Source organism: Anoxybacillus sp. TBDG-1, from assembly GCF_054815885.1.
Window position 1 is genome coordinate 56197 of record NZ_JBTZSY010000001.1, and the last position, 13893, is coordinate 70089.

The 13893-nt window shown below is 43.1% G+C and carries 11 protein-coding genes and 1 other annotated feature (1 of these 12 only partly in view); all 11 genes read left to right on the top strand.

Annotated elements, in window-relative coordinates:
- Positions 1 to 199, top strand: a binding site (T-box leader) (it extends 59 nt beyond the left edge of the window).
- A gap of 65 nt (positions 200 to 264) precedes the next feature.
- The 11 genes from ilvB to lonB all read left to right on the top strand — a co-directional run bounded on the left by ilvB (position 265) and on the right by lonB (position 13840).
- The gene (gene ilvB / locus ACYQY7_RS00285; RefSeq protein ID WP_461200171.1) at positions 265 to 1983 is read left to right on the top strand and encodes an acetolactate synthase large subunit; all 1719 of its coding nucleotides are present in this window, start codon (positions 265 to 267) and stop codon (positions 1981 to 1983) included.
- Positions 1980 to 2498 carry an acetolactate synthase small subunit gene (gene ilvN, locus ACYQY7_RS00290; RefSeq protein ID WP_461200172.1) on the top strand — a complete coding sequence of 173 codons (519 nt, stop codon included), beginning with the start codon at positions 1980 to 1982 and terminating at the stop codon, positions 2496 to 2498. Before ilvB ends, ilvN begins: the two co-directional genes overlap by 4 nt.
- A gap of 20 nt (positions 2499 to 2518) precedes the next feature.
- Positions 2519 to 3544 carry a ketol-acid reductoisomerase gene (ilvC, locus tag ACYQY7_RS00295; RefSeq protein ID WP_009361777.1) on the top strand — a complete coding sequence of 342 codons (1026 nt, stop codon included), beginning with the start codon at positions 2519 to 2521 and terminating at the stop codon, positions 3542 to 3544.
- Positions 3531 to 5075 (top strand): 2-isopropylmalate synthase, encoded by a 1545-nt coding sequence (locus ACYQY7_RS00300; protein ID WP_461200173.1) that lies wholly within the window; start codon positions 3531 to 3533, stop codon positions 5073 to 5075. Before ilvC ends, ACYQY7_RS00300 begins: the two co-directional genes overlap by 14 nt.
- An 18-nt stretch (positions 5076 to 5093) precedes the next feature.
- Positions 5094 to 6203, top strand: coding sequence for a 3-isopropylmalate dehydrogenase (gene leuB, locus ACYQY7_RS00305; protein ID WP_461200174.1), 1110 nt, complete (start codon positions 5094 to 5096; stop codon positions 6201 to 6203).
- Positions 6204 to 6214: 11 nt separating this feature from the next.
- Positions 6215 to 7630, top strand: coding sequence for a 3-isopropylmalate dehydratase large subunit (gene leuC / locus ACYQY7_RS00310; protein WP_461200175.1), 1416 nt, complete (start codon positions 6215 to 6217; stop codon positions 7628 to 7630).
- 12 nt (positions 7631 to 7642) lie between these two features.
- Positions 7643 to 8227: a 3-isopropylmalate dehydratase small subunit gene (gene leuD / locus ACYQY7_RS00315; protein WP_461200176.1), complete on the top strand. Its 585-nt coding sequence runs from the start codon at positions 7643 to 7645 to the stop codon at positions 8225 to 8227.
- Positions 8228 to 8310: 83 nt separating this feature from the next.
- Positions 8311 to 9228, top strand: a complete 918-nt coding sequence (locus ACYQY7_RS00320; protein ID WP_461200177.1) for a DUF3196 family protein — start codon at positions 8311 to 8313, stop codon at positions 9226 to 9228.
- Between the two features lie 101 nt (positions 9229 to 9329).
- On the top strand, positions 9330 to 10616 hold the full coding sequence (gene tig / locus ACYQY7_RS00325) for a trigger factor (protein WP_461200178.1): 1287 nt from the start codon (positions 9330 to 9332) through the stop codon (positions 10614 to 10616).
- 196 nt (positions 10617 to 10812) lie between these two features.
- The gene (clpX, locus tag ACYQY7_RS00330; protein ID WP_461200179.1) at positions 10813 to 12075 is read left to right on the top strand and encodes an ATP-dependent protease ATP-binding subunit ClpX; all 1263 of its coding nucleotides are present in this window, start codon (positions 10813 to 10815) and stop codon (positions 12073 to 12075) included.
- 106 nt (positions 12076 to 12181) lie between these two features.
- Positions 12182 to 13840, top strand: a complete 1659-nt coding sequence (gene lonB, locus ACYQY7_RS00335) for an ATP-dependent protease LonB (protein WP_461200180.1) — start codon at positions 12182 to 12184, stop codon at positions 13838 to 13840.
- The last annotated feature ends 53 nt before the right edge of the window (positions 13841 to 13893 follow it).

The window sequence follows — 13893 nt, forward strand, 5'->3', positions numbered from 1 at the left end:
AGCTGGGAGCCGGTGATGTCTCCGTTCGTGAACTCCCCTCGGAGCGCCGTCTTGAACGATACAATCCAGTAGGGACGGACGGGTGCACGTCACTCGTTACTAAAACGAGCGCTGCGACAATAGTTGCACGCTCCTGAGGTGGCTTTGCCACGAAGAAGGGTGGTACCGCGGGAAGGATGCAAGCCTTTTCGCCCCTTTGGTCCACATGGACTGATGGAGGGGTGAGGAGGCTTTTCTTATTTCACATTTTTTAGGGGTGAAAAAATGGCAGCGAATATGAAAGTGAAGGAAAGAGTGGCAAAAAAGCAAACGTTATGTGGAGCGCTTATGTTGATTGAAGCGCTCAAAGCAGAAAACGTAAAAGTCATTTTTGGTTATCCAGGTGGGGCTGTACTACCGATTTACGACAAGCTGTATGAGTCAGGCGTGTTTCATGTGCTCACACGTCATGAACAAGGTGCCATTCATGCAGCGGAAGGATATGCGCGCATTTCTGGAAAACCTGGTGTCGTCATTGCCACATCGGGACCAGGTGCGACAAATATCGTGACAGGTTTAACGGACGCGATGATGGACTCTATTCCGCTTGTCGTCTTTACAGGGCAAGTCGCATCGAATGTCATCGGTTCAGATGCCTTTCAAGAGGCGGATGTATTAGGAATTACGATGCCAATTACGAAGCATAGTTACCAAGTACGCGATGTACACGAGCTGCCAAAAGTTATTAAAGAAGCGTTTCATATTGCAACGACTGGACGTCCAGGTCCTGTATTAATCGATATTCCAAAAGATATGTCTGTCGCAGAAGCGGAGTTTGATTATGAACAAGAAGTCCTGTTGCCAGGTTATCAGCCGACAACAAAACCGAATCATTTACAAATCCGCAAGCTTGTCGAGGCAGTTAGCCAAGCGAAACGGCCGGTCATTTTAGCTGGAGCAGGTGTTCTTCATGCGAATGCTCATGAACAGTTAAAACAATATGCTGAACAACAACATATTCCGGTGATCCATACGCTTTTAGGACTTGGCGGATTTCCTGCCGATCATCCGCTATTTCTCGGAATGGCAGGAATGCATGGAACGTACACCGCAAACATGGCGCTGTATGAATGCGATTTGCTCATTAATATTGGTGCACGATTCGATGATCGGGTGACTGGAAATTTGGCTCATTTTGCACCAAAAGCGACAGTCGCTCATATCGACATTGATCCAGCAGAAATTGGAAAAAATGTACCGACAAAAATTCCGATCGTCGGCGATGCAAAAGAAGCGCTTATTCAATTAATTGAACAAAACGGAAAGCGGCCAGATGTATCAGAGTGGCTGAACAAGTTAAATGAATGGAAAAGAGAATATCCGCTTATGTACAAACGTGAACCGGGCGTACTAAAACCGCAACGACTCATTGAAATGATTTATGAATATACGAACGGTAAGGCGGTCGTCACGACAGATGTAGGTCAACATCAAATGTGGGTCGCTCAATATTATAAATTTAAGCAGCCGCATCGTTGGGTCACATCTGGTGGACTAGGAACGATGGGATTCGGCTTGCCGGCAGCGATCGGTGCCCAATTGGCGCAACCAGAAGCAACGGTTGTATCGATCGTTGGTGACGGTGGATTCCAAATGACGTTGCAAGAGCTATCTGTTATTCAGGAGTTGAATTTGCCGATTAAAATCGTCATCGTCAACAATCAAGCGCTCGGTATGGTGCGTCAATGGCAAGAAATTTTTTATGAAAAACGATATTCTCATTCACTCATTCCGAATCAACCTGATTTTGTCCGTTTAGCGGAAGCATACGGCATAAAAGCGATGCGTGCGACGACGGAAGAAGAAGCAGAATACGTATTGAAAGAAGCGCTTGCGACGAATGCACCAGTTTTACTCGATTTTCATGTTCATCCAGGGGAAAACGTATATCCAATGGTTGCGCCAGGAAAAGGATTACATGAGATGGTGGGGGTGAAATGGTGAAGCGAATTATTACAATGACAGTAAACAACCGCCCAGGTGTATTAAACCGCATTACAGGCTTATTTACGAAGCGGCATTACAACATTGAAAGCATTACAGTTGGGCATACGGAAACAGAAGGCATTTCGCGCATGACGTTTGTCGTCAATGTAGATGATGAACGCATTGCCGAACAAATTACAAAACAGTTAAATAAACAAATTGATGTGTTAAAAGTTGTCGATATTACCGATCAAGCAATTATCGTTCGGGAGCTGGCCTTAATTAAAGTGACGGTCACGCCGGCAACGCGCGGAGAAATTTATACGCTTATTGAACCGTTTCGTGCCGCAATTGTCGACGTGGCACGAGATAGTCTCGTCGTTCAAGTAACAGGTGAGCCAGAAAAAATTGATGCGCTCATCGACTTATTAAAGCCATACGGATTAAAGGAAGTTGCAAGAACAGGAACAACAGCGTTTCCGCGCGGTTCACAACGCGCATCATCAACAAATAAATCACTATTCATCATTTAAATTAAGGAGAGGATTTTATTATGGTAAAAGTATATTACAATGGCGATGCAAACGAAGCTTACATTCAAGGGAAGAAAGTAGCGATTATCGGATACGGATCTCAAGGTCATGCCCATGCGCAAAACCTTCGCGATAGCGGCGTTGATGTCATCATTGGATTAAGAAAAGGGAAATCGTGGGAAAAAGCAGAACAAGATGGATTTGTCGTCTTGCCAGTAGATGAAGCGACAAAGCAAGCGGATATTGTAATGATTTTACTTCCAGACGAACATCAGCCGAAAGTATACAAAGAAGAAATTGCACCCAACTTACAGCCGGGCAATGCGCTTGTGTTTGCACACGGGTTTAATATTCATTTTAACCAAATTGTCCCACCGAGCGATGTGGATGTCTTTTTAGTTGCACCAAAGGGACCAGGTCATTTAGTTCGTCGCACATATACAGAAGGAGCAGGTGTACCAGCGTTAATTGCTGTATATCAAAATGTAAGCGGCGAAGCGAAGGAAACAGCGCTTGCGTATGCAAAAGCGATCGGTTCGGCTCGAGCAGGCGTTATTGAAACGACATTCAAAGAAGAAACAGAAACAGATTTATTTGGTGAACAAGCGGTTCTTTGCGGCGGGTTGACTGCTCTTGTCAAAGCAGGATTTGAAACGCTCGTTGAAGCCGGATATCAACCAGAAATTGCATATTTCGAATGTTTACATGAGTTAAAACTCATCGTTGATTTAATGTACGAAGGCGGTTTGGCAGGCATGCGTTATTCTATTTCTGATACAGCACAATGGGGTGACTTTGTTACAGGTCCACGCATCATTAACGACGCGGTAAAAGCAGAAATGAAAAAAGTGCTTGAAGATATTCAAACAGGGAAGTTTGCAAAAGGTTGGATTTTAGAAAATCAAGCGAATCGTCCGGAGTTTAACGCGATTAACCGCCGCGAAAACGAGCATTTAATTGAAGTCGTTGGCCGCGAGTTACGTAAAATGATGCCGTTTGTCAACGCTAAACAGAAAGATGTGGTGACGGTCGGTGCGAAAAATTAACATTTTTGATACGACGTTGCGTGACGGAGAGCAGTCTGCAGGCGTCAATTTAAACTTGCATGAAAAACTAGAAATTGCTCGGCAGTTAGAACGCCTCGGTGTAGATATCATCGAGGCGGGATTCCCTGCCGCATCAAAAGGCGATTTCCATGCCGTTCAAGCGATCGCTCAAACCGTTCGCAACTGTTCGGTTACAGGTCTTTCTCGCTCTGTTCAAGCCGACATCGATGCAGCGTGGGAGGCGTTAAAAGACGGAGCGGAACCACGATTACACGTATTTATCGCAACGTCACCTATTCATATGCAATATAAATTGCGCATGACACCAGAACAAGTGATTGAAACAGCCGTTGAGTCTGTTCGTTATGCGAAAAAATATTTTCCGATTGTACAATGGTCAGCAGAAGATGCATGTCGAAGCGATCTTCCGTTTCTTGCGACGATTATCGAACGAGTGATCGAAGCAGGAGCGAACGTCATTAATATTCCAGATACAGTCGGCTATATTACTCCGAAACAATATGGCGACATATTCTCTTTTTTAAAGAAAAATGTTCTGAATATTGAAAAAATTAGCTTGTCCGCTCATTGTCACGATGATTTAGGAATGGCTGTCGCCAACTCGCTTGCTGCTATTGAAGCAGGAGCGACGCAAATTGAAGGAACGATTAACGGCATTGGTGAACGGGCAGGAAACGCTGCAATCGAAGAAGTGGCGGTGGCGCTTTATATTCGAAAAGATTACTATCAAGCAGAGACGCGCCTAAACTTGCAAGAGATTAAACGAACGAGCAACCTCGTAAGCAAGCTAACAGGAATGATTGTTCCACCAAATAAGGCGATTGTCGGTAAAAACGCTTTTGCACATGAATCAGGCATTCACCAAGACGGAGTATTAAAAGAAAAAACAACGTATGAAATTATATCTCCGCAACTTGTTGGTGTGCAATCGAATTCGATGGTGCTCGGAAAACATTCGGGACGCCATGCGTTTCGCACGCGCATTCAAGAGCTTGGTTATGCGTTAACAGAAGAAGAAGTGAATCGTTTATTCGTTCGCTTTAAAGATTTAGCAGATAAAAAGAAAGACATTACCGACGATGATTTAATTGCACTCATTTTAGATGAAAAGCTAGATACGTATAAAAATTTTTATCAATTATGTTCGATTCAAGTGCAGTACGGGACAAATCAAATTCCAACAGCCGTTGTTGTACTGAAAGATGGGGAAGGAAACGACATTCAAGAAGCGGCAACGGGAGCTGGTAGTGTCGAGGCGCTATATAACGCTTTAGAAAAAGCGTTGCAATTGCCTGTGACGTTACTTGACTATCGCATTGAATCCGTCGGAAGCGGACGAGATGCGTTAGCACAAGTATATGTGAAAGTATCGCTTGATGGCAAAGAAGCGAGCGGACGTGGGACGGCACAAGATGTGCTAGAAGCATCAGCAAAAGCATATATTCATGCAGTCAATCGCATGTTTGTCATCGAAAAAATGAGAGAGGAACAAGCGCTCGCTGCGCAATAACAAAGGGGGATGTTTTTTATGTATCGTATCGCTGTATTGCAAGGGGATGGCATTGGAAAAGAAGTGACAAAAGGAGCGGTAAATATTTTACAGGCGATTGCTGATCGTTTCGGGCATACGTTTCATTTTTCATACGGCTTGATTGGTGGAGAAGCGATTGACCGTGAAGGGACGCCGCTACCAGAACAAACGCTTCAAATGTGCAAGCAAAGCGATGCGGTATTGCTTGGCGCAGTCGGGGGACCGAAATGGGACAATCATCCACCGCACCTTCGTCCAGAAAAAGGACTATTGCAAATTCGGAAAGAAATGAATTTGTTTGCCAATATTCGTCCTGTTACGTTTTATGAGAGTTTAGCCGCTTCTTCTCCGCTGAAACCACATGTCATTGAAGGAGCAGATTTTGTCATCGTGCGCGAGTTAACCGGAGGCTTATATTTTGGGAAACCGAGTGAGCGACGCATAGAAAAAGGTGAAGAAGCTGTTGTTGATACGTTGTTTTATAAACGAGCAGAAATCGAACGCATCATCACGTTTGCTTTTGCACTTGCACAAAATCGGAAGAAAAAAGTAACTTCTGTTGATAAAGCGAATGTGTTAGAGTCAAGTCGGATGTGGAGAGAAGTGGCTGAGCAAGTCGCTAAACGTTTTCCAGACGTTCAACTTGAACATATGCTTGTCGATAATGCCGCCATGCAGCTCGTTCGTTCTCCCAAACAGTTTGACGTCATTGTCACAGAAAATATGTTTGGCGATATTTTAAGCGATGAAGCATCGATGTTAACAGGATCGCTCGGCATGCTTCCGTCGGCAAGCTTGTCTGTTGACGGACCGGCATTATACGAACCGATTCACGGTTCGGCCCCAGATATTGCAGGACAAAACAAAGCAAATCCGCTCGCAACGATTTTATCAGCAGCGATGATGCTTCGTTTATCGTTCGGACTGACAGAAGAGGCGGATATCGTTGAACGAGCAGTCAAACAAGTGTTAGATGCTGGATATCGCACAGCTGACATCGCTCAACATGGCGATTGTGTATTATCAACGACAGAAATGGTCGAAAAAGTAAAAGATGCGATTTTAGATGATGTAGCGATTGAACGAATTATGCAAGTGTACGTGTAGGAGGGATGATGGTGGCGCCAAAGACGATTATTGAAAAAATTTGGGATGAGCACGTTGTATACTGTGAAGATGGAAAACCGGATCTATTATATATTGACTTACATCTCGTTCATGAAGTGACATCGCCGCAAGCGTTTGAAGGATTGCGTCAAAAAGGAAGAAAAGTGCGCCGCCCAGATTTAACGTTTGCGACGATGGATCATAACGTGCCAACAATCAATCGGTTTGTCGTGGAAGACGAAGTGGCGAAAAATCAAATGACGGCATTAGAGCGGAACTGTCGCGAGTTCGGTGTTCCGCTTGCCGATTTAAATAGCCCCGAACAAGGCATCGTTCACGTTATCGGTCCGGAGCTGGGATTGACGCAGCCGGGGAAAATAATTGTGTGTGGAGATAGCCACACGTCTACACATGGTGCTTTTGGGGCATTGGCGTTCGGTATCGGAACGAGCGAAGTCGAGCACGTATTAGCGACGCAAACATTATGGCAACACCGTCCAAAAACGATGCAAGTGAACGTCACAGGCACATTGGCACCAGGTGTATCAGCAAAAGACGTCATTTTAGCGATTATCGGAAAGTTTGGCGTTGATTTCGGAACGGGGTATGTGCTTGAGTTTACGGGTGATGTCATTCGTCGTTTGTCGATGGAGGAGCGGATGACGATTTGCAACATGTCGATTGAAGCGGGCGCGCGTGCGGGGTTAATTGCTCCAGATGATGTGACGTTTGCATATTTGCGCGGGCGAAAATATGCTCCAAAAGGAGAAGCGTTTGAACGGGCAGTTGAAAAGTGGAAACAATTACGTACAGATGAAGGAGCGGTATATGATCGTGTCGTTCATATTGACGGAAGTGAAATTGCTCCAACAGTGACGTGGGGAACAACGCCAGCAATGAGCTCACCAGTTGATGGAACGGTTCCTTATCCAGAACAGTTTGCGACCGAAACGGAGAGAAAGGCAGTTCAGTTAGCGTTGGAATATATGGGGTTAAAACCTGGAACGAAAATGACAGATATTGCGGTGCAACATGTGTTTATCGGGTCATGTACAAACTCGCGCATAAGCGATTTACGGGAAGCGGCGCAAATTATAAAAGGAAAAAAAGTCGCACCGGGCGTGAGGGCGCTCGTCGTTCCGGGCTCGCAACAAGTGAAAAAGCAAGCGGAAGAAGAAGGAATTGCGCAAATTTTTATTGATGCAGGTTTTGAATGGCGTGATTCTGGCTGTAGCATGTGTCTTGGCATGAATCCAGATACTGTGCCAGCAGGTGAGCATTGTGCTTCAACGTCAAACCGAAATTTCGAAGGACGGCAAGGAAAAGGGGCGCGTACGCATCTTGTGAGTCCAGCAATGGCAGCTGCGGCTGCGATTTACGGACATTTTGTCGACGTGCGCACGTTATATAAAGAAGCGGTACGATAGGAGGGGAAAAAGTTGGAACCATTTGTCGTTCATAAAGGAAAAGTAGCTGGCTTAGATCGAGCGAACGTAGATACCGACCAAATTATTCCGAAACAATTTTTAAAACGAATTGAACGCACCGGATTTGGTCGATTTCTTTTTTATGATTGGCGTTATTTGCCGGACGGAACACCAAACCCGCATTTTGAGTTAAACCGTCCTGAAAACGAAGGAGCAACCATTTTAGTCGCAAACGAAAATTTCGGATGTGGTTCATCGCGCGAACACGCCCCTTGGGCACTTGCGGATTATGGGTTTCGCGCCGTTATTGCTCCTTCATTTGCCGATATTTTTTATAATAACTGTTTAAAAAATAGTTTACTTCCTATTAAACTGCCAAAAGAAGACGTCGCTTATTTGTTAAAACAAGCGATGCGGTCAGATTACGAACTGACGATTTCACTTGAACAACAAGTTGTTTTTGATGACGAGGGATTTACAAGCTCATTCGACATCGATCCGTATCGAAAACAGCTCCTTTTAAGAGGGTGGGACGAAATTGATTTAACATTTGTGTATGAGCCATATATTATCGCCTACGAAAAAGCACGCTCTTGACGACTCGTCGGGAGCGTTTTTCGTTGAGCTTGTCGACAAACATTGTTAAACTTAAAGGCAAATGTAAGCGAAGGTGAATGAATATGAAAAATCGAAAAATCGTTCCGCATCCTCATTTAAGAGAGCGGTTGTTGACGGAAGGGATGGAGGCGTTAAAAGGAAAGCGATATAAAGAAGCGTATACGTATTTCGTACAGTTAGAACAACTCGAATTACATGATGATATACAAATGGCGCTTGTCGTTTGCTTATTTGAAATGGGACAAGTAGAAGAAGCGAAAGAGAGATGTGAACGGCTGTTAGCTCGTGGCATAGGAGACTGGGCAGTATATATTTCTATGCTTGTTCATTTACAGCAATACGATGAAGTCGTCGCAGTCATTCGTAAGTTAAAGCAACAAGGCACAGACTGTACACCGTTTTTACCGCTTTTACAGTTTAGCGAAAAAATGATCCGTTCTCAGCACGAACAGGAGAAAAAACGATACGAAGCGATTTTTCAAACCGGTCAATGGCCGAAACAACTTCGCGCGCTTCATCAGCTTAATTCATATCTTGTTCCGCATCTTGTCTCAATGTTTGCCCGTTATTTGCATGATGAAACGAAACACCCGATTGTGAAAACGACAATGTTACACATACTAAGGAAAGAACAAGTGATAGAGCCGATGACCGTAAAAAAATTTGGTCAAACGATGACCGTTATTCCAGCCGAGCTCGATGAGCGAAAACAAAAACAATGGACGGAGCAAGTGCTTGACATTGTTGAACAAACGTGGGTGAAACAAAATCCGACAATGTATGAATGGTGTGAACAAATATGGCTTCGTTACATGTTTGTGATGTATCCATTTCTTCCAACAGAGTCGGCACAACAATGGGCGAATGCATTATACGCATATGTTGAGCAATGTGAAACGGGACAAACGATATGTACAAATTCGCTTGTTTCCAAACTTTACGAAACAGAAAAATTGTGGCTCTCTGTTGAAAGTATATAATTGTATGGTATAATATAGTGGTTGTATTACACATAAAACCGTGTATGCCTACATATATGTAGTTCATTTACATGAATTTTTGAAGTTGGAGGGAAAGAAGCATGTCGGCGAAATGGGAAAAACTCGAAGGCAACCAAGGCGTTCTTACAGTAGAAGTAGACGCTGAAAAAGTGAAGGAAGGATTAGATGAAGCGTTTAAAAAAGTAGTGAAAAAAGTACAAATTCCAGGATTCCGTAAAGGCAAAATTCCTCGCTCTTTATTTGAAAAACGTTTCGGTGTCGAGTCATTATACGCAGATGCGTTAGATATTTTATTGCCAGAGGCATACGCAAAAGCTGTTGAAGAAACAGGTATTGAGCCAGTTGATCGTCCAGAAATCGACGTCGAGCAAATGGAAAAAGGAAAAAGCTTAATTTTCACTGCGAAAGTCACTGTGAAGCCAGAAGTAACACTTGGCCAATATAAAGGGCTTGAAGTTGAAAAATTAGACGATACTGTAACAGATGAAGACGTAGAACAAGAATTAAAACGCTTGCAAGAGCGTCATGCTGAGCTTGTTGTGAAAGAAGAAGGAACAGTGGAAAACGGTGATACAGTTGTCATCGATTTCGAAGGATTCGTCGACGGTGAGGCGTTTGAAGGCGGAAAAGCGGAAAACTATTCACTTGTCATCGGTTCAGGCACATTCATCCCAGGATTTGAAGAACAATTAATTGGCATGGCTGCTGGAGAAGAAAAAGATATTGAAGTGACATTCCCAGAAGAATATCATGCAGAACAATTAGCTGGTAAACCAGCGGTATTCAAAATTAAGTTACATGAAATTAAAACAAAACAACTTCCTGCGCTTGATGATGAGTTTGCAAAAGATGTAGATGAAGAAGTCGAAACATTAGATGCGCTAAAAGAAAAAATGAAAGAGCGCTTAACAAAAGAGAAAAAAGAAGAAGCCGAAGCAGCACTTCGTGATGCGGTTGTTCAAAAAGCGACAGAAAACGCACAAATGGACATTCCAGAAGTGATGGTGAAAAATGAAACAGACCGCATGATTCGCGAGTTTGAACAACGTTTACAAATGCAAGGGTTAAACCTTGACTTATACTATCAATTCTCTGGACAAGATGAAGCGGCACTTCGCGAACAAATGAAAGAAGAAGCAGAAAAACGTGTTCGCGTAACATTGACGCTTGAAGCGATCGTGAAAGCAGAAAATATCGACGTTACAGAAGAAGAAGTCGAAAAAGAATTACAAGAAATGGCGAACCTATACAGCTTATCTGTTGATAAGTTAAAAGAGCTTTTAGGCACAGTTGATGCCTTAAAAGAAGATTTAAAAATGCGTAAAGCGATCGATTTCCTTGTTGAGAACAGCAAAGTTGTTGCATAATGAGAAGAGAAAGAACAAGGTGCATCATGTGCCTTGTTCTTTCCACATATAGTTGTAATAATGGAAGTTTTCTAACTTTTCGCGCACATTTACGTTTTTATTGGCATACTTTTAAAAATTTATGATAAAATGACGAATACATAACGTTTTTTCATTTTTATGTACATATGATCGTAAAGAAATAAGGGGTGAAATCATGTTTAAGTTTAATGATGAAAAGGGGCAGTTGAAATGCTCGTTTTGTGGCAAAACGCAAGAACAAGTGCGCAAACTTGTTGCTGGCCCGGGTGTATACATATGCGATGAGTGTATTGAATTGTGCACAGAAATTGTGCAAGAAGAGCTTGGATCGGAAGAAGAAGTAGAGTTCAAAGACGTACCGAAGCCAAAGGAAATTCGCGAAATTTTAGACGAGTATGTCATCGGACAAGACGAGGCGAAAAAAGCGCTTTCTGTAGCGGTATACAACCATTACAAGCGCATTAATTCAAACAGCAAAATTGATGATGTCGAGTTAGCGAAAAGTAATATTTTAATGATCGGACCGACAGGAAGCGGAAAAACGCTGCTCGCCCAAACGCTTGCACGCATTTTAAACGTACCGTTTGCGATTGCTGATGCGACATCGTTGACAGAAGCAGGGTATGTCGGTGAAGACGTCGAAAACATTTTATTAAAGCTCATTCAAGCAGCCGATTACGACATTGAACGAGCAGAAAAAGGAATTATTTACATTGATGAAATTGATAAAATTGCGCGCAAATCAGAAAACCCTTCCATTACGCGTGACGTATCAGGTGAAGGGGTACAGCAAGCATTATTAAAAATTTTAGAAGGAACAATTGCAAGCGTGCCACCACAAGGAGGACGAAAACATCCGCATCAAGAATTCATTCAAATTGATACAACAAACATTTTATTCATTTGTGGTGGAGCTTTTGACGGATTAGAGCCGATTATTAAGCGCCGTCTCGGTAAAAAAGTGATCGGCTTTAGCTCGGATGTGCAAGCAGAAGTGGAAGAAAAAGATTTATTGTCCAAAGTGTTGCCGGAAGACTTATTAAAATTTGGATTAATTCCGGAGTTTGTTGGACGTCTTCCTGTGATTACGAGCTTACAGCCACTTGATGAAGACGCACTTATCGACATTTTAGTCAAACCGAAAAATGCGCTCGTGAAGCAATATGAAAAAATGCTCGAACTTGACGATGTCGAGCTTGAATTTGAAGAAGAAGCGCTTCGTGAAATTGCGAAACGTGCGATTGAGCGAAAAACAGGGGCGCGCGGTTTACGTTCAATTATTGAAGGCATTATGCTGGATGTCATGTTTGAGTTGCCGTCGCGTGAAGATGTGCAAAAATGCGTGATTACAGCAGAGACGGTACGCGGAGAAAAAGCACCGCTGCTTATTTTACAAGATGGAACAATTGTCGAGTACGAACGAAAAACATCTGCGTAAATGGAAAAAGATCGATTTTCCGAATCGGAAAGTCGATCTTTTTTTGTTTATTTCCTCATTTGCTCGGAGATACTATGCGTACAATACATATGCAGGAGGAACGGTCATGAACTGGACAAACATTGCGCTACTTATTCAGTTGTTTTTTGGCATTATTATCGGCTTATATTTTTTGAACCTGTTAAAAAGCCAACGAACGCAAAAAATTTCAATAGATAAAGAAGCGAGAAAAGAGATGGAACAGCTTAGGAAAATGCGCTCAATTTCACTTACAGAGCCGCTTGCTGAAAAAGTGCGTCCAAAAACGTTTGATGATATTGTTGGTCAAGAAGATGGCATAAAAGCATTAAAAGCGGCATTGTGTGGACCGAATCCCCAACATGTCATCATTTACGGACCACCAGGTGTTGGGAAAACAGCGGCCGCTCGTCTCGTATTAGAAGAAGCGAAAAAAAATCCGTTATCTCCATTTCGAAAAGATGCTGTTTTTATTGAATTAGATGCAACAACAGCACGTTTCGATGAACGAGGCATTGCTGACCCATTGATCGGTTCTGTACACGATCCAATTTATCAAGGAGCGGGCGCGATGGGACAAGCTGGCATCCCACAACCGAAACAAGGAGCGGTGACAAACGCGCACGGTGGCATATTATTTATTGACGAAATTGGTGAATTGCATCCGATTCAAATGAACAAGTTGTTAAAAGTGTTAGAAGACCGAAAAGTATTTTTTGAAAGCGCATATTATAGCGAAGAAAATCCGAACATTCCAAACCACATTCATGACATTTTTCAAAACGGATTGCCTGCTGATTTTCGGCTCGTCGGCGCAACAACGCGAACGCCAAACGAAATACCGCCAGCGATTCGTTCACGCTGTATGGAAGTCTTTTTCAGAGAGTTAGAACGGGAAGAAATTGCTAAAATTGTGGAAAAAGCAGCAGGAAAAGTAAACCTTCCGATTGAAGAACAAGCTGTTCATGAGCTCGCGATGTATGCTCGGAATGGACGTGAAGCGGTCAATACGCTACAAATCGCAGCTGGCATTGTCATTTCAGAGAAACGATCTAAAATTTTACGTCAAGACATCGAATGGGTCATTCAATCGAGCCAATTATCGCCACGTTATGAGAAAAAAGTGGGGCAGGAAGCAAAAGTGGGATTAGTAAACGGATTAGCGGTTTACGGTCCAAATAGTGGAGCGTTGTTAGAAATTGAAGTTGTAGCATTGCCGACAAAAGAAAAAGGGTCGATTAATATGACTGGCATTGTCGAAGAGGAACAAATCGGCGGACAAGGTAAGTCAATTCGTCGAAAAAGTATGGCGCGCGGTTCGATTGAAAACGTCATTACCGTTTTGCGTACACTTGGTGTGCCTGCAGATCAATATGATATTCATGTAAACTTTCCAGGTGGTGTCCCGATTGATGGCCCTTCTGCTGGTGTGGCGATGGCGATTGGTATTTACTCTGCCATTTATCATTTACCGATTGATCCAACAATAGCGATGACAGGGGAAATTGGTGTACATGGGAACGTGAAGCCGGTTGGCGGCATTTTTCCGAAAGTGAAGGCAGCAAAACAAGCTGGAGCGAAAACGGTTATTATTCCGCGCGAAAATATGCAGTCGATTTTAAGACAAGTGACAGGCATTGAAATTGTTCCAGTCGATCACATTGGCGATGTTCTTTCTTTTTTATTTCACGAACATGTTCGTTCTATCCCAATGCGTCATCATTTACCGAAAACAGAGCTCATGTAAAGGCAATCGGCTTCAACCGAGCGTTGAAGTCGATTTTTTACGATGAAAGATTT